This is a genomic window from Prochlorococcus sp. MIT2302 (genome assembly GCF_059772385.1).
Map to the genome: position 1 here is coordinate 538,566 of NZ_CM186285.1, position 15,315 is coordinate 553,880.

Consider the following 15,315-nt stretch of genomic DNA (forward strand, 5'->3'; position numbering starts at 1 on the left):
TGAAAATAGTAGACGTTTCATTTATTTGCCTTTCAGTAATCCATAAGTACACAAACCTGGGTTTGCAATTAGAACAATCCAAAAAGGTGGAGGTGGACCAGCATCAACAATGACTCCTGCATTAAGAGTATTGAATACTGCAACTATTAAGAGGCAAAGCATCAATACCAATTCACCTAGTAAAACTTTCTTGGCAGATTCGTGATCTCTGATGGAACTAGAAATTATTAAAGAGAAGCCAATACCTATATTTATTGCTGCAACAACATCTGCTGTCCCTCTAACAAATAACAATGTTTCTGCTGAGACTGATGGGGCAATGGTATCAACAGAAAAAATCAACACTCTTATTAGAACTACCCCAATAACAAGTGAAGAGATCCAACACTCTTTAGGATTGTTTTTATTTTCATTTATTTACCAATAGCTTTTTGACTCGTACAGGTTTGATATGCCAAAGCTTTAGCAAAGTCATTTGTATCGAGTCCAAATTCTTCTAATTGCTTCGCATTAAATTTTTCAAGAACTTCAGGGACGGTATAAAGCTCTGAATAGGTACGAACACACGAATTTTTATTCCTTGATTCTTGAATGACAGGATTGACCCAGCATCCGAACAGAACTAAGAATCCACCAAAAGTAACGACTCTTCTATGGTTTCTCCACCATTCATAGCTGTTGAGATTTAGTGCTTTTTTTAAATCCATTAAATACAAATTCTTTGTCGAAGTAAAAGTGATTGTTAGTTCTCATTCAACATATAAGCATTTTTTAAAATCAAAGGCTAGCTCATATCTCTTTATTATTAGATAACCTCGAGTAGCATCTGAGTTATAAAGAACAATTATTTGTTAGGCAGTTAATTAGGTATCAGTTAAGCTAAAATAATATAAAGAATTCAATATGAAAACAACTGCTTCAAGTCGCAAATATCGATACAGGTGAAATTAAATTCGTGCATGGAGAGGAGGTAATAGAAATAGTTTCCACATACGAACAAGAGAATAAGCAAAGATTGGAAAGCCCTACTTCAACAGAACTTCAGTTTTAAAGAACTTACTTTTGTATCGTTTCATTTAGAGTAGTGACTGGGTTAAAGGGTGTGTTGCGTTCAACAAGCTCAAGCTAGATCAGGGGACAGTTGGTGAAATCCTGTTGTCTCTTCGTAAAACTTCCTCACTGAGTTTTGAAACCCTCCACAGCGAGGGTTTTCTTTTGCCTGTTTAATTGCTGATTAAGTAATCCTTCTATTGATTCTTTTTCTTAAATTCTTTAATTGAACATTGAATCTTAATTGCTTTATGTGATCAAGTTTCTCTGCTCTATCTGCTGGCATTATTCTTGCTGCCTCAACCATTGCGAAAGCATATTTATGCGTATCTTTTGGCAAAGAACCCATAGTCGAAGTACGGAATCGTCTTTGTACAATGACGAAACGATAATCATTTGTGAATCGAGAAAATTACTCAATTTGCTCAGCATGTAAATAAAATCGCTTACTTATTACTAGAGAGGTTTAGAAAAGATAGGAAAGCCCTACCTCAACCGAACATCAGGACTCAATAAATTCTTTCTAAGGTGAAAGCATATTGATGGCGTGATACGGAAGCATCATCAAGCTAGATCGGGGGACGGTCGTCGAAATCCCAGTCTCCTCTTCGCTAATTCATTAAAAGTTCATTAGGTCTGCACTTTTTTTGTATTCAAAACCATTAGTTAACCCTCCAACGCGGGGGTTTTCTTATTCAGTAATCGTTTAGGACTAAAAAAATGGACATGAATCCTTTCAAGCCGTTACTCCAACATTGCGAAGAGGTCTACGGAAAAATACTTTCCATAAAAGAGCCACTTAACAATTTTTATTTAAAACTACGACTAAGCAAAGCTAACGCCAACGCTTAAAAAATTATGTACGGAATCAACGAAGCAACAACTATTGCAAGGTTGGCTACATCAGCTGGATTGTTCATTGGCTTTTCAACAATCCTTGTTAATAGACTTCGCCAATGTATGTAATGACTTCATTTACTTCAGCACAACCAAAGAAGAAATCATTGTTCGGACTAGGTGAGTTTATTGGTGGAATTATGTTTGATCTGTACGCTCGTTATTAATTAATAGATCACTCCAAGACATGAGTAGTAGAAACACTCCACAATCATTCGCTTTGTACTACAACATTCCAAAATTTTAACTAATTAGAATTGGTTTTGTTTGAATCATTGAAATGTTTACGGCATATCACGCAATTATGTTCGGCGTTTTACTAGTAGGTGGGGCTGGCGTCATTCTCAAAGCTTCCTCAAGAGATGATTCTTTAGCAAAAAATCCAATTCCAGTTAAGGCTACTGAATCAAAATTCGACTTAAACACCTACTAAACAAATCTAAAAATGCCAAGCCAAGTAATTGTCATTTGTGCAGCAGCTTTGCTTGCTCTTGGTGGTATATGGGTTTTGATCTCTGGCTTTGATGATGATGACAATGATGGAGATGGGATGACTTTTCCTGAGTTCCAGGGAACATTTTGATTCATAAGAAGAATTTATTCAACGGTTAGCCCTACCCCGATCTAATCACAAAAAAAGGAGGAAGCCCTTAAATTAATATTCGGTCTGCGTTTCACTGAAAACACATTCTCTCCACTTATCAGAAATGACTTTTGCAAGTTATAAATCTACTGCATTAAAAGTTTTGATTCTTTGGAATCTGCCCGCTTTACTTTTATTTGCTGGTGCATTACAAGTTAGTTCCTCTGTAATCGTTTAAAGATTATGAAATCGTTATTCAAAATATTTCGAACTAAATGGTTTAGATCAGCCCCAGTTGTTGCAACAATTTTTATGTCGATCACAGCTACCAACATCATTATTTTTAATTACTTTTTCCCAGATCTTTTGTTCCATCCAATGTCCTAAAAGTGAATAAGCGTATACAGTTCTTTTTGATTTCAAAGATAACGATATTCACAGCCATTGCTTATTCAGGTGTAATAACATAAGGAGAATCATCAAAGCTTATCCAATATATCCACTTAGTTAAGTAATAGAAAAACGTCTACTAATTATTGTTGCCAAAAGAGACATAGTCTTCGTACAAAAAATAAATTCTAAGTGATTCTTATGTTGATTCTTTTTCTTGAATTCTTTAATTGAACATTGAATCTTAATTGCTTTATGTGATCTAGTTTCTCTGCTTTATCCGCTGGCATTATCCTCGCTGCTTCAACCATTGCGAAAGCATACCTATGTGTATCTTTTGCTTAAGACCCATAGTCGAAGCATGGAATAGTTCTAACACGATGTCGAAAGGATAATCATTTGTGAATCTAGAAAATAACTCAATTTGCCCAGCATGTAAAAAAGGTGCTTAATTATTACAAAAGAGCTTAGAAAAGATTGGAAAGCCCTACTTCAACCGAACTCCAGTTTTAAAGAACTTACTTTTGTATCGTTTCATTTAGAGTAGTGACTGGGTTAAAGGGTGTGTTGCGTTCAACAAGCTCGAGCTAGATAAGGGGACAGTTGGTGAAATCCTGTCGTCTCTTCGTAAAACTTTCTCACTAAGTTTTTCAAACCCTCCTTAGCGAGGGTTTTATTTTGCCTACTTATAAGCAACCCTCTTCCCATGGAAGTAGGGAAACACTACTTAAATTGTCGTAATGCTGGCTTACTAGATATTCTTATTTGTTATTATGTTCAGACGTTCGTCCCATATTATGGGGTGCATGAGATGGAAGTAGGGAACGGGATTTCCAGTAATTAAAAGGTCATGAACAACCTAGCTTTAACAAAAAAGCGTATTGAGAAAGCTGAAAGGCTTCACAATGCTCAACTTGCAACATTTAAGAAAGGAGTATTTACTTCTTACAAACCTTCAGTTTATGAAGAAAAACAAAAGCAAGCTCGTGAAAAAGTCGCGGCAATGGATTCTTAATTCAGAATTGAATTGTTGACAGTAGATTTATCTTGGGGGCATTAGCCCCCATTTTTATGGCTCAAAATACTGATAATTGCAAAATATGACTGAACCTGAAGTCCATCCAAAGAAATATTTTGACCAAATAGAGGTGTTTGGCTCTATGGAAAAGCGTTCATGGATCCATGGTCCAAAGTCACCAAAGAGATTCTTTATAAATGAACCAAAATGCCCAGTAAGAAACCCCTTTGACAGAATCGATGGAGTGGTTAGGGCAGAGGGAATAAGAATGTTTGATAGTTTGGTTTGGCAGAGTTGGCATGAAGACGGAAATATTCCAAAAGCAGCTAAAAAGTGGTTTGAAGCAAGAGTGAAAGAGTTTAAAGCTGGAAATGATATTGATCTTGTTTGTAATTGTCGAAGATTTAGAGGGCAAGATGATGCTGTAGGTCTACAAGCTAAATATCCTTGTGATTGTCATGGCTATACATTGAAAAAATATATAGAATTTTTAGCTAACAATTAGGAATACTATTTTCTTGTGTCTATGGCTTGAAGAGTTAATTTTTTATTCATATTTTTGTAGTGTTTTCCTACTCCCTACAGGCCAAAAGAAGGAGTATACCAAAGATGTAAGAAGAAGGAGGTCTTATGAAACTATTCACTCCCTTCACTATCCCTAAAAAGGAAAACTGCGACCTTTGCAGGATTAAAACTAATAAAAGAAAAGCAACTGAAAATCGATTCTTAGATCAATTATTTAAATTCCTCTACAGCGATAGGTTTGATTTCGTTTCCGACTGACCTTTAACACAATAGTAAAGGAGGATTTGCAATGCGTTTAAATTTTGTTCCTACTCATGTTTTCCGTGAAACACCTCAAGTATCGTTCTTCGATGCGGGAGTAAAAGGATCCAATGGATCTGATGTCGTAATTCATCACGGCAATGCCATCTCACCTCCAAACGATGGAGATTTTGAACAATATTACGTACATCGACATCAAATTGATCACAATTTAGTCATTGAAGGTAGTCGTGTTTTTACTTTGATCAATCCAGGATGGGATGAACCTCATCACATTATTTATTTAAATCGTGCGATGGGCGCACTTCAAATTCCTGTCGGAACATTTCATCGATCAATCTCTAATAAAGAAGGAAGTATTGTTCTAAACCAAGCCGTAAGAGATGAAAAATTTAATCCTGAAAATGAATTTATACCAGTTAGTTTAAGAGACAGAAAAGATCTGCAAGAAGCTCAAAAGAAAAATCCTGTTTACTGGGTTTGGGAAAAAGATCAGATTAAAAGGATTAAGTTTGAGCCAATTCAATCTAGAGAAAAAATTTCTTGAACGGATTAATATTGAGGCATGACAAAAAAGAAGCTACCACCACACATAGTTCTTCAAGAATCGAAAGAAGTGATTTTCTACTTGGAAAGCCCAATGCCTTCGGAAATCACAATTCCTATCTGGATGAAATCTTTCCCTGATGATTACAAAGGAATGATTATGACAAATGCCTGCTTGTTTAAAAGATTAAAGGATCAATAAAAAAACATAACTGTGTTTACAACGCCTGAAGCAATACCAGAAGTTAATGAAGAATTGGGTGGTTAAAGCATAATGAAGAAATTAGGTTGTGAAGGATAGTCTCTTTGCTTATGAGTGACATAAGATTCTTATCCACAAATTTTTTAGATATGACTTTGAAACTTACTATTAGATACGCTTCCACATTATTAAAGATGGAAGAGGCTGTTGGCAGAAATGAATATAAAGATTTAGCAAAAGAGGCTAATCATTTGTGGCATCAGATGGAGAGCAAGAATACTTTCCAAGAAATAATTACAGAACTTGAGCAATGTGGCACTAAAAACGTACGAAACAAAAATGAATGATCCAGGAATTTAAAGTTCAACTTGCAGAAAAGTTGCTAGTTTCATAAGTGATAAATAGAAATATCAGTAATAAATACTTGAGTGATCTTCCTCATGTCACTCAGCAAGCGGTTGGACTAGATATGGATAGAAATCGATAGTAGTTTTAGCCATGTCCTGCGTAAATCCCTTTAATCATCTATTCAACAATGTAAGAGAATCTATTCTCAATTTGCCTAAACAAGATCACGAGTATATCAATGATGAGGAAATGGAGTGTTTGCAGTTTGGTTTCTGTTCCAAACCAATGACCTCACCGAGACCAGATGAATTGTTCTTTGGTTACAGAGACTAATGAAATTCACTGAACTTCTCTTGATCTTTACGTCGTTAGCACTAACCTTTATTGGCTTTTCATTTATGTCTATCTAATTAGAATCAGTCTCCATGACTGATAGTGGTAGTGGCTTTAAAAAACGTAAAATTAATATGCGATAAGTTTCATTAATGCAAAACTTATTTCTTGTTGGTTGATTAATCAACTTATCAGTTAAAGATAAATTCTACTTTTTAAAATGCTTTATGAGAGTTTCTAATTCTTTGATTCTCTCTTCAGCGGCTTTTATTTTCTCTTGTCTTGTCATAACCTAACTCCTCATCATATAAATAAGAAATACAGAAAAGATTGATAATTTCGCAGCTATGCCGTAGGCAATCACTTTACCGAATCTTTTGTTATTTCTAGTAGTGTTCGTTGAAGTCATTTGATTTTTAGATAGTAGTCATATAAGCAAGGAATCCTATAGGAACAAATAGCAAGGCAGCAATCGTAAAGCGAACAAACTTGCCAGTACCTGAGTCTCTTGAATAATCAGTGAAATGCTTTGTGTTATTCCACTCGGACCAATTTTTGGGGCTTTTAGATGATGTCATTGTTAATTAAGCAATTATGTTAGTACCAACTTCGAAAGCCCCAGCAAGTAAAAGAAGTGCTGGAAGATTCCAGAGAACGATTAGTTTTGCAGCAGTAGTTTTGTTGATTGCAAGCATGACTAAAAGTTTTTCTTAGGTTGGTTAAAAAGACCATTTTAAAAAGAGTTCTCAGGTGCTGTAGGACGGTTGAAGTAGGGCTAACCAGTTCGGGCTATTTATACTTATTAGATTCATTAACAGATCTAATCATGTGATAAAGATCTCTCTAATGAGTTGCTGTAGTTGATGTTTGAGATTTATTTCTTTTGATTATTAGAAGAAGCCGTACCCGACCGTATCTTTGATCAACAAAGTCAATACCCTATGTTTATCAGATAAAACGTAATTCCTTTAATGACTCCAAAAGCAGAAAAGTTTAACGGTTGGGCAGCGATGCTTGGCTTCGTAGCAGCATTCGGCGCATACGCAACAACAGGTCAAATCATTCCTGGAATTTTCTAAATCATTAACAACCAACAACAATGCAACCATCTAACAAAACAATCCTAGAAAGAAGCATCGGAAGACCAGCCATGATGGCATTCGTTCTTCTAACAGGTATCTACCTAACAACAGGTCAACTTATCCCAGGTGTCGTTTAATGAAAAATTCAACTGTTGAAACTCCAAGAGTCGAAGAAGGTAAAGTAATTGCCGAAAGACTCAACGGCTACGCAGCATTTGTTGGATGCTGGGCACTCATCGGTGCATATCTTACAACTGGTCAAATCATCCCAGGTTTCGTCTAATGAATAATGAAACTAACTACTGGAAAACAGCTGAAATAATGAATGGTCGACTTGCAATGATGGGTCTTCTAGCAGCTGTTATTAATTACGGTTTCACTGGCTGGATCATCCCAGGAATTGTTTAAGGCTGATTTTAAAAAATCTAATAAAAAAGACCTCTTCTCTTTAATTACGGAAGGGGATTTTTTATGTTTTGAGGCTAATCCCCATGAGGAACTGTTGATATTCGACTAATTCCTTTTGCAAAATTCTTTCTCTTTACAAAGTTGCTCTAGAGATGGACGTCTGGTGAGAGGTAAACGCCATTGTGCCCATACCTTATAAACTTGATTTATCAATTGACCTAATACTGGCCATCTTGTTGGAGCGTATATCCACCCCAGTCCAACTAATCGATATGCTTCTCTGAAAACCGTGACATCTCTAAGGATTTCACCTGATTCATTAATTGCATGTATTCGTCCCATTGCATCTTTGTAACTTATTCCTGAATAAATATCTGGCTCATAATCTAATGAATCAATATCTACAAAACTAATATTTTTAAGTGTATCTCTAGATCTTAAGAATTTGACCTCTCTTAAGCAAAGAGGGCAACCTCCATCAAAAAGTAATGTGAGCTTCGCTTTAGTCAAATTTAAGTCAGTGGTTCTTCAATACAATTTATCTAATTAGTGCGGTAAATGGGGTTCACGAATCGAGTGTAGAAACAATTTGGCAGTCTTTATTATATCTACTTGATTAAATGCATGAAGAAGATGTTTCTATTTCTTTATCACTTATCGGTATCTACGAATTATGCGTAGTAGTAACCGATCTTGGTCGTAAAGGCCGTATCTAATTCTTTGGTTTGCAACATTTTAAATTCCAATTAGTCGAGTCAAAGTAGATGTGTTCTTTGACATAAACGTAATGTATTCCTCTTTATTTGATGCTATTCGCTGATTTTTTCTTCTCTCCTATGAGAACAGTTTATGTTGTCTCTGATAGTCAACTCGAAGAAATCAAGCTTAACCAAAGAGAAGAAGACCTCGAAAAAAATATCGAGGCTTCTCGTAAGAGACTAGAGAAGAGTTATCAAGCTCGAGTCAAGGTTCTTGATGATCGAGAGCATGAAATACAAGAAGAGATAAAAGCTCTCGCTCCAGCTAAGAAGGAGAAAGAGGAAGTCACTGCTTGATAAGTATCTTTAGAGCGTTCTTTAGAGTAATGATTTTTTGCTTGGCCTCTTTCCCGAACAACGAAGAAAGGAGAACTTTTCAATGCTTAGCGAAGCAGATCTAATCGTTGCAGCAATTCGTTGACGAGTTGCTTTTGCTCTAAAGATCTGTTGAGTCATATCAGAGTTAATAGATTTAATTCTTATTGCCATGCCAGCTTGCTGGAGACGTTGTAATTGACATTGAGCAAGCGATTTATCGATAGTTGTCTTTGTTTTTCGGCAGCCACCTTTTCAGCCTCTTTGATTTCCGAATGCTTTTGATAGGGATCTCTTCTCTTAGCATTGCTGCTGCTTTTGGATCAAGTCTTTCTAGCTTTAAAACATCAGTTTTTTTTTAATGCTTGGCTAGCCCAATAAATAGGGTCTAAGGTACTTTTCAGGAATAACTTCTTGGGGGTCATCCAATCGCCCGATGGTTTCTCAACGTCAAACCTTCAAATTTTGAGAATGATCTACTGCTGACAACAAGAAAATAGCAATGTTTAAGAGCTTTTAAGACGATTTAAGGATTAACAATTATTGTTTAGCTTCGGTTGATTTTTGAAGTTAATGATCTTTTCAATTTGAACATTCTTTGCAATCTGTACAATCGCAAGGACAAGTACAACCACAACCTGGACAAACTTCTTTTTCATTAGAAACTGATGTCTCTGCCATAAGATCAGTTAAAGACATAACAATCACTATTAATAATTAGATCCTACAAATATAAAGATAAATTCCTATAAAGTCAAAGATAGCAGTAAAAAATGATCTTTTATTAACAACTTTCAGGAATGATTATCATTTCTAGGAAATATTTTTAGAGCTTTTTCGTAATGTCTATCCATGGTTATTGCAGGGATTCTTGCTCTTTAGGGTCAAATATGAATATTTCATGCCTTCCTCGGAAGTTGACTAGTAATCTAACACGCTTCGCTAAAGTTGGAGATTTACCCTTAGAACCCATCCTGAGTAATAGTAGCCCCTCATACTCTTCGATGTATTCCTTTAATAACCCTGCATTAATTAGACGATATAAGCTCGCTGGGGAGGCATAGCCTAAGTTAACAGCGTCAAATAAAGAGGAATACATTACATTTATTTCAAAGGTCATATCTACTTTGACTCGACCACTAAGAATTTAAAATATTACAAACCGAGGAATCAGATACGGCCTTTAAGACCAAGATCGGCTGCTACCACTAATTAGTTGGGTATGCCGATAGATTAATAATAAGTCTTGCACAAAACTCTTTACTAATAATTAGTAAAAATGGAGTTAGCTATAGAATTAGATTTGATTATTAGGGAATAATTCTTTTTTTGGCTCAATAGGGTAATTTCTTTGTGGATTCATTGGCTGTAAATCCCGTGGAAAACCATACTTGAAAAATTCTCTTATGTTCAATTGATCTAAAGATTCTCTTTCAGGAATAACAAATGTATCTCGAATCAAGTTCACCTCAATTTTTTTTCTTTTACCTTTTTCGTTAGTTCTAGCAATGACTAATTTAATTGGCTTATCTTTAGGACCTTTGATTAATTTAATTGCCTCCTTTAAACCCATTCCTTTCGTAGACTTTCCATCTATTTTTAGGATTACATCACTTGATTCCAAATCGGCATCACTGGCAGGAGAGCTATTAATAACTGATTGAATTGTTAATTCTGCTGTATCACTATTCAGAAAAAGCGTTATACCAATACCAGTCATTTCCCTTTTGAATCTTGTAATTGCCCCTTGATTAGTTCTTACACAACCTGAGTAATCTCTAGCTTCTAGGCAACGTTTGTGAATCTCTTCTGAGAATTCAGCCTTTACAGTGATCGGCAATACAAAAGCAGAAATAAGAGGAAGTAGTAAGTGTTTCATTCTTGGATGTTCCCTACACTAAATTTAAGCTATATGCGCTATTAATTTCTAATATATGCCGTCCGTTTGATTTATAGCTACTACTATTTTCAAAAGCTCTCTGAAATTTAAATATAACTCGTTAAAAATGAAAATACGGAATATCTTTAAGACGAGGAGGATTAGAGGAGCAAATACCAAATTGCATGCACTCAATCACATCATCGTCATATTTGGGTTTGGAAGTAGAAAACAGCTTATGGTTCAGGAAAGATCCTTTGACATTCTTTAGTAGATGATTAAAGGGATTTCCACAAGACATAATAAGTCCTCCTAAAAATATTGGGGAGGCATTCCATCCAATATGACTTTGAATGCCTTCCCCTCTACGATCAGAACCGAGTCTTAAAATAAAAGTTCTGATAATTCTTTTCTAATCAAAGTGATCTAAAAAGCCAATCAGTATAAATTACTGCTTTATCTTGTATTTTTTGCGGGAGGCATTGAAGCCTCCCTAAAGCCAGAGCCATAAATCAAAGTGTAGGCAGAGACCCTGGGAAAGGTTTAATTGAAAGCGTAATAATTGAAAAGGGTGCTATCACCCAAGTATTAGTACAGTTGGGTTAATTAATAACTAATAATGCAAAGGATACTAATTACCCTTGGACTTGTAATCGCTTCGATTGGCGTTCTATATCCCTATTTAAAACAAATAGGGTTGGGACGATTACCTGGGGACATCATTCTTAGAGGTGAGAACTCAACTTTCTATTTCCCAGTCGTTAGCTGTATTGCCATTAGTCTGCTTCTTACCGTCATTTTTAATTTGTTCCGATCTTCCTAGTATCTGCCATTACTCAAGAGGCTAATTAAAATCCATCTTTTTCTATGACTATTCTAATGAGTAGGGAGTAATACTTGAGTAATAACCGAGGTATCAAAATCAGAAAGGATCAAGTAAAACAATAGTATCCGAATAGGAGGCTTATGAAACTAAAAACTCCGTTCTCTATTATCAAAAATGCGTTGAGTGATATTCAAGTGATGCATGATTTCAATTACGAAATTCCTACTGAAACAAGAGAAGAGTTTTTGGGAAATGAATGCGATCTACACCCAACCAAATCAACCTGTAAGACATATGAAGTGTAAACAAAATCATTTGTACATATCTTGGTGATTTAAAAACAGAGTCTCTTCATCAACAATCTGGTTCTGTCTTACGAACTGATGCCCCCCTAGATCATGAAGGGAAAGGCCGAGATTTCTGTCCTACAGATCTAGTAGCGACAGCATTAGGGACTTGTCTACTAACAGTGATGGGTATCAAAGCGAAAAAGGAAAGGTGGTCATTAGATGGTCTAAAACTAGAAGTTCACAAACAGATGTCTAAACTTGGTCCCAGGAAAATCGATACTTTGGTTATTAATATTTTCACCCCATCAAATCTGACCACTGATCAATTGAATGGATTAAAAAAAGAAATAAAAGATTGCCCTGTATTGAGGAATATTGAAAGGTCGACAAAAATTAATCTTCAATGGTCACAACAGTAAAGGAGGATTTGCAATGCGTTTAAATTTTGTTCCTACTCATGTTTTCCGTGAAACACCTCAAGTATCGTTCTTCGATGCGGGAGTAAAAGGATCCAATGGATCTGATGTCGTAATTCATCACGGCAATGCCATCTCACCTCCAAACGATGGAGATTTTGAACAATATTACGTACATCGACATCAAATTGATCACAATTTAGTCATTGAAGGTAGTCGTGTTTTTACTTTGATCAATCCAGGATGGGATGAACCTCATCACATTATTTATTTAAATCGTGCGATGGGCGCACTTCAAATTCCTGTCGGAACATTTCATCGATCAATCTCTAATAAAGAAGGAAGTATTGTTCTAAACCAAGCCGTAAGAGATGAAAAATTTAATCCTGAAAATGAATTTATACCAGTTAGTTTAAGAGACAGAAAAGATCTGCAAGAAGCTCAAAAGAAAAATCCTGTTTACTGGGTTTGGGAAAAAGATCAGATTAAAAGGATTAAGTTAGCTCCAGTCCCTTATTTCAATTGCCCAATTCGGACATTTTGAAGTAACACCAAGTTTTTGTTTAGTTGCTCCAAAATTAACTTTGACGACTATTCCATCGGTAGGAAGATTTTCAAAGAATTCACCACCAAGCCATAGAGGAAGTTGATTACTAATTAAATACTTTTGTTTTTAGCTAAACCTTTCAGGCTCGAGTTCGTGAAGCGCAGCCTCAACTTGAGCAAGTACTTTATCTAGTTCATCAGTTTTTATTAATGATTTTTCTGCCATTAATCTAAGTTTTTTAAGTTCATCAGAGACTGATTTCATGTCATCTCTTTGCAATAATTTTTGATGTTAAAGGGGTATCAATAAATAAATAAGTAAAAGTTAAGGTGAAAAAGGCTAGTAATGCACTTAAAAATAAAAACAGTATGAATAAACCTGTACTTGATTCAATATGTAAAAAATCAGCAGCCTTTGTTAGTTCGTTTCCAGTAAAACCCATAAAGAAAAATTTAACTTTCTCTAAAATAATCAATTTAAAAATATATGAAGTAGTTAAAAGTTGATGAGACAGACTAAAAATACATATTTCAATGTGACTTATAATCCAATTCTAACTTCCAAATGCTAATTGAATAGAAAGTCAAATTATCTAAATTCAAAAAATCCTCTATATGGGCTAGAGATAACTAAAAATGATTTATTAATTTAACTATAATATGATTAGATTAAGAGCAACTTTTTATATAAAATGCACATATCAAAATATACATAACAAACAAATTTTAAATACTTTATTATGTAGGCATTCAGAATTCAGTTGATTAAATTTATTGATTAATCATCTTTCTTGGAAAGGCTTTTACCAATCGCTGGAGCATTTACACCATAAATTTGGAGCAACTATTACTCTAACAATCGCAAAAAGTACTATCGAAAGAACACCAGCCAAAACTGTCGTCGGAGCAAGAGTGCCAACTAATGAAGAAATAATCATAAGTCAATAAAATAATTAGAAAGTAGCCAGTTTAGCAAAAGCTTTTTAGTGCTAGAAACAAGAGATATGCAATTAATATGTATTTAAATTATTAAATGTAACAAATAATAGATTGCTAACTCTTTTTTGTAGAGATAAATCTTTTAGAAATCGATTTAGATCAATTTTGTAGTAGCTATTACTAAAGACTCGAACTAATGAATATAAATACTTACGAGTAAGCCGATTTATTATTTTTATTTAATCAATTTACCTAAATCCGATTCTTTTCATTTATTTATGGATAAAATTTAAGCATTACATGAAAGCTTATCCGTTTTTTATTTGCTTCTAAATTACTAAAGAAAGACGATGATAGAGGTATTGAAATCAATGTCCTAGCTTATCAAGCTTCAATAAACTAGGCAAAATAATTCTTATCTTTATACCTATTCCCCAAGACCAATAGGTATATTTTCTGTAAACTTTCTTTCTTTCTAGTTGACAATTTGATACCAAATAATATATTTTTAAAACATAAGTATTAATTAAGTAAAGGTTGAAACTAGAACTAGTAGTTCATAAGATAAGATTTCGATTAATTTAATCTAAATTAATGAAATCAGCTCAAGATAGATATTTTTATTGCTTGGAAAGTTGTCACCACCATGAACAAATTGAGACTCCAAAAAGGATTTGTTTGGCAGTATTAACAGATGACCCTTTTGACAATCCAAAAGTAAGTATTGTTCAGCCTTAAATTTATCAAGCCTAAATATATGACTTTTGATTTTAAGACTGTAATTGAAGATTATTGTGGAACAGGAAAACTCTCAGAAGAAGAAGTTGACTTCTTGGAGAGGGAGCATATTAAAACAATGAATACAATTAGTGAAATATTATCTCCTTCAATTGCCCATTGGAATATTTGCGAAGCTTGTAATCTTGAACAAGGAAGTTACTGGATTACTTGTAATGCCTCAATCCTTGATAGGATTCGTCCAGTTAGGACGGGAAAACCAAGATCTTACAAATTATTTGATGCTCTTTGTCAATATAAGCTTTATGGACAAAATACATAATTCAATTAATAAAAAGTGTTCATGGTTGAAAATGTTTTTTAATCAAACTATTCGTGTTTAATACAGGATGAAGTAGATAATCTAAAGAAAAAATTATCACTTACATTTTTGATGAAAATATGAACTATTCAATTTTTTTAAAAGGATGTAGTTTGTTAGAAATACAATTTTAATAATTATGCTTTCTAGAGAAAATGCTCATGAAGCAGTAGTAATTATGTTCGAACAAGCAGTAAAGCGTATGGAAGAACTAAATGAATCTGGCAGAAGCTGCCTCTACGAAGAATATAAAGAATGGATAGAAGGTCTTGGCGATAAAGGGGAAGAACAAGATGCGATGATCTTTAAATATATGGGCAAACCCCAAATCAACTAAACATTTATTTCACCCAAGCAATTTGAATTAAGGAATGAATCCTATAAATTTTTTCAAAAAATGGTTCCTAAATATATTAGTTCCTTTTATAGAAGGAAAAAGGAAGCACAAAGGAAGGGATAAAGAATGAATGATCCTTAGAAATAGATTAGAAGGCTGAAATATGTGCATGACTAATATCAATTTTTTAGAAGATTAAGGCCGTAACTTTAGCAAGTAAATAGTTTTTCGAATGACCAGCCTCAATTACTAGGCAAATAACCTAGC

The 15,315-nt window shown here is 34.4% G+C and carries 28 protein-coding genes; 19 read left to right on the plus strand and 9 right to left on the minus strand.

Features of this window, described 5'->3' with window-relative positions:
- Positions 1 to 21: 21 nt before the first annotated feature.
- The 3 genes from AC6EI2_RS03300 to AC6EI2_RS03310 form a co-directional block, all read right to left on the minus strand.
- A complete protein-coding gene (locus AC6EI2_RS03300) occupies positions 22 to 345 on the minus strand; it encodes a hypothetical protein (protein WP_498462989.1) in 324 nt (107 codons plus the stop codon).
- 68 nt (positions 346 to 413) lie between these two features.
- Complete coding sequence (locus AC6EI2_RS03305; RefSeq protein WP_498462990.1) at positions 414 to 707, minus strand: Notch domain-containing protein; 294 nt, start codon at positions 705 to 707, stop codon at positions 414 to 416.
- A gap of 527 nt (positions 708 to 1,234) precedes the next feature.
- On the minus strand, positions 1,235 to 1,399 hold the full coding sequence (locus AC6EI2_RS03310) for a hypothetical protein (RefSeq protein WP_498462991.1): 165 nt from the start codon (positions 1,397 to 1,399) through the stop codon (positions 1,235 to 1,237).
- Between the two features lie 828 nt (positions 1,400 to 2,227).
- Here AC6EI2_RS03310 and AC6EI2_RS03315 point away from each other — a divergent pair.
- From AC6EI2_RS03315 to AC6EI2_RS03350, 8 genes are all read left to right on the plus strand, one after another.
- Positions 2,228 to 2,380, plus strand: a complete 153-nt coding sequence (locus AC6EI2_RS03315; protein ID WP_498462992.1) for a hypothetical protein — start codon at positions 2,228 to 2,230, stop codon at positions 2,378 to 2,380.
- Positions 2,381 to 2,392: 12 nt separating this feature from the next.
- A complete protein-coding gene (locus AC6EI2_RS03320) occupies positions 2,393 to 2,530 on the plus strand; it encodes a hypothetical protein (RefSeq protein WP_498462993.1) in 138 nt (45 codons plus the stop codon).
- 243 nt (positions 2,531 to 2,773) lie between these two features.
- Complete coding sequence (locus AC6EI2_RS03325; protein WP_498462994.1) at positions 2,774 to 2,917, plus strand: Photosystem I reaction center subunit IX; 144 nt, start codon at positions 2,774 to 2,776, stop codon at positions 2,915 to 2,917.
- A gap of 853 nt (positions 2,918 to 3,770) precedes the next feature.
- Positions 3,771 to 3,935, plus strand: coding sequence for a hypothetical protein (locus AC6EI2_RS03330; protein ID WP_498462995.1), 165 nt, complete (start codon positions 3,771 to 3,773; stop codon positions 3,933 to 3,935).
- An 85-nt stretch (positions 3,936 to 4,020) separates the two neighbouring features.
- Positions 4,021 to 4,443, plus strand: a complete 423-nt coding sequence (locus AC6EI2_RS03335) for a hypothetical protein (RefSeq protein ID WP_498462996.1) — start codon at positions 4,021 to 4,023, stop codon at positions 4,441 to 4,443.
- A 309-nt stretch (positions 4,444 to 4,752) separates the two neighbouring features.
- Positions 4,753 to 5,271, plus strand: a complete 519-nt coding sequence (locus AC6EI2_RS03340; RefSeq protein ID WP_498462997.1) for a hemagglutinin — start codon at positions 4,753 to 4,755, stop codon at positions 5,269 to 5,271.
- An 18-nt stretch (positions 5,272 to 5,289) separates the two neighbouring features.
- Positions 5,290 to 5,472 (plus strand): hypothetical protein, encoded by a 183-nt coding sequence (locus AC6EI2_RS03345; RefSeq protein ID WP_498462998.1) that lies wholly within the window; start codon positions 5,290 to 5,292, stop codon positions 5,470 to 5,472.
- A 149-nt stretch (positions 5,473 to 5,621) separates the two neighbouring features.
- A complete protein-coding gene (locus tag AC6EI2_RS03350) occupies positions 5,622 to 5,819 on the plus strand; it encodes a hypothetical protein (protein WP_498462999.1) in 198 nt (65 codons plus the stop codon).
- A gap of 750 nt (positions 5,820 to 6,569) precedes the next feature.
- Here the strand turns inward: AC6EI2_RS03350 and AC6EI2_RS03355 are convergent.
- Complete coding sequence (locus AC6EI2_RS03355; protein ID WP_498463000.1) at positions 6,570 to 6,731, minus strand: hypothetical protein; 162 nt, start codon at positions 6,729 to 6,731, stop codon at positions 6,570 to 6,572.
- Between the two features lie 393 nt (positions 6,732 to 7,124).
- On the opposite strand from AC6EI2_RS03355, the gene AC6EI2_RS03360 reads away from it, so the two are divergent.
- Genes AC6EI2_RS03360 through AC6EI2_RS03375 form a run of 4 tightly spaced genes read left to right on the plus strand, consistent with a single transcriptional unit; the run spans position 7,125 to position 7,643 of the window.
- Positions 7,125 to 7,232 (plus strand): high light inducible protein, encoded by a 108-nt coding sequence (locus AC6EI2_RS03360; protein WP_269623464.1) that lies wholly within the window; start codon positions 7,125 to 7,127, stop codon positions 7,230 to 7,232.
- A gap of 20 nt (positions 7,233 to 7,252) precedes the next feature.
- Positions 7,253 to 7,372 (plus strand): high light inducible protein, encoded by a 120-nt coding sequence (locus AC6EI2_RS03365; protein ID WP_011294968.1) that lies wholly within the window; start codon positions 7,253 to 7,255, stop codon positions 7,370 to 7,372.
- Positions 7,372 to 7,518, plus strand: a complete 147-nt coding sequence (locus AC6EI2_RS03370; protein ID WP_498463001.1) for a high light inducible protein — start codon at positions 7,372 to 7,374, stop codon at positions 7,516 to 7,518. Before AC6EI2_RS03365 ends, AC6EI2_RS03370 begins: the two co-directional genes overlap by 1 nt.
- Positions 7,518 to 7,643, plus strand: coding sequence for a high light inducible protein (locus AC6EI2_RS03375; protein WP_498463002.1), 126 nt, complete (start codon positions 7,518 to 7,520; stop codon positions 7,641 to 7,643). The genes AC6EI2_RS03370 and AC6EI2_RS03375 overlap by 1 nt, the downstream gene beginning before the upstream one ends.
- Positions 7,644 to 7,748: 105 nt before the next feature.
- Here the strand turns inward: AC6EI2_RS03375 and AC6EI2_RS03380 are convergent, their stop codons facing one another.
- Positions 7,749 to 8,153: a thiol-disulfide oxidoreductase DCC family protein gene (locus AC6EI2_RS03380; RefSeq protein WP_498463003.1), complete on the minus strand. Its 405-nt coding sequence runs from the start codon at positions 8,151 to 8,153 to the stop codon at positions 7,749 to 7,751.
- A gap of 326 nt (positions 8,154 to 8,479) precedes the next feature.
- Here AC6EI2_RS03380 and AC6EI2_RS03385 point away from each other — a divergent pair, with 326 nt between their 5' ends.
- Positions 8,480 to 8,698 (plus strand): hypothetical protein, encoded by a 219-nt coding sequence (locus AC6EI2_RS03385; protein WP_498463004.1) that lies wholly within the window; start codon positions 8,480 to 8,482, stop codon positions 8,696 to 8,698.
- A gap of 874 nt (positions 8,699 to 9,572) precedes the next feature.
- On the opposite strand, the gene AC6EI2_RS03390 is transcribed toward AC6EI2_RS03385, so the two are convergent.
- Together AC6EI2_RS03390 and AC6EI2_RS03395 are read right to left on the minus strand one after the other, a co-directional pair.
- A complete protein-coding gene (locus tag AC6EI2_RS03390; protein ID WP_498463005.1) occupies positions 9,573 to 9,836 on the minus strand; it encodes a hypothetical protein in 264 nt (87 codons plus the stop codon).
- Between the two features lie 177 nt (positions 9,837 to 10,013).
- A complete protein-coding gene (locus AC6EI2_RS03395; protein WP_498463006.1) occupies positions 10,014 to 10,595 on the minus strand; it encodes a S41 family peptidase in 582 nt (193 codons plus the stop codon).
- A 619-nt stretch (positions 10,596 to 11,214) separates the two neighbouring features.
- Here AC6EI2_RS03395 and AC6EI2_RS03400 point away from each other — a divergent pair.
- From AC6EI2_RS03400 to AC6EI2_RS03410, 3 genes are all read left to right on the plus strand, one after another.
- Entirely contained in the window at positions 11,215 to 11,418 is a 204-nt protein-coding gene (locus AC6EI2_RS03400) for a DUF2905 domain-containing protein (protein WP_413678091.1), read from the plus strand.
- Between the two features lie 316 nt (positions 11,419 to 11,734).
- A complete protein-coding gene (locus tag AC6EI2_RS03405; protein ID WP_498463452.1) occupies positions 11,735 to 12,130 on the plus strand; it encodes an OsmC family protein in 396 nt (131 codons plus the stop codon).
- A 13-nt stretch (positions 12,131 to 12,143) separates the two neighbouring features.
- The gene (locus AC6EI2_RS03410) at positions 12,144 to 12,671 is read left to right on the plus strand and encodes a hemagglutinin (protein WP_498463007.1); all 528 of its coding nucleotides are present in this window, start codon (positions 12,144 to 12,146) and stop codon (positions 12,669 to 12,671) included.
- Positions 12,672 to 12,800: 129 nt separating this feature from the next.
- On the opposite strand, the gene AC6EI2_RS03415 is transcribed toward AC6EI2_RS03410, so the two are convergent.
- A complete protein-coding gene (locus tag AC6EI2_RS03415) occupies positions 12,801 to 12,938 on the minus strand; it encodes a hypothetical protein (protein ID WP_498463008.1) in 138 nt (45 codons plus the stop codon).
- A 538-nt stretch (positions 12,939 to 13,476) separates the two neighbouring features.
- Positions 13,477 to 13,611 (minus strand): hypothetical protein, encoded by a 135-nt coding sequence (locus tag AC6EI2_RS03420; protein WP_498463009.1) that lies wholly within the window; start codon positions 13,609 to 13,611, stop codon positions 13,477 to 13,479.
- Between the two features lie 595 nt (positions 13,612 to 14,206).
- On the opposite strand from AC6EI2_RS03420, the gene AC6EI2_RS03425 reads away from it, so the two are divergent.
- From AC6EI2_RS03425 to AC6EI2_RS03435, 3 genes are all read left to right on the plus strand, one after another.
- Positions 14,207 to 14,350: a hypothetical protein gene (locus tag AC6EI2_RS03425; RefSeq protein WP_498463010.1), complete on the plus strand. Its 144-nt coding sequence runs from the start codon at positions 14,207 to 14,209 to the stop codon at positions 14,348 to 14,350.
- Between the two features lie 19 nt (positions 14,351 to 14,369).
- Positions 14,370 to 14,672, plus strand: coding sequence for a hypothetical protein (locus AC6EI2_RS03430; RefSeq protein WP_498463011.1), 303 nt, complete (start codon positions 14,370 to 14,372; stop codon positions 14,670 to 14,672).
- Positions 14,673 to 14,850: 178 nt separating this feature from the next.
- The gene (locus AC6EI2_RS03435) at positions 14,851 to 15,048 is read left to right on the plus strand and encodes a hypothetical protein (RefSeq protein ID WP_498463012.1); all 198 of its coding nucleotides are present in this window, start codon (positions 14,851 to 14,853) and stop codon (positions 15,046 to 15,048) included.
- Positions 15,049 to 15,315 lie beyond the last annotated feature (267 nt).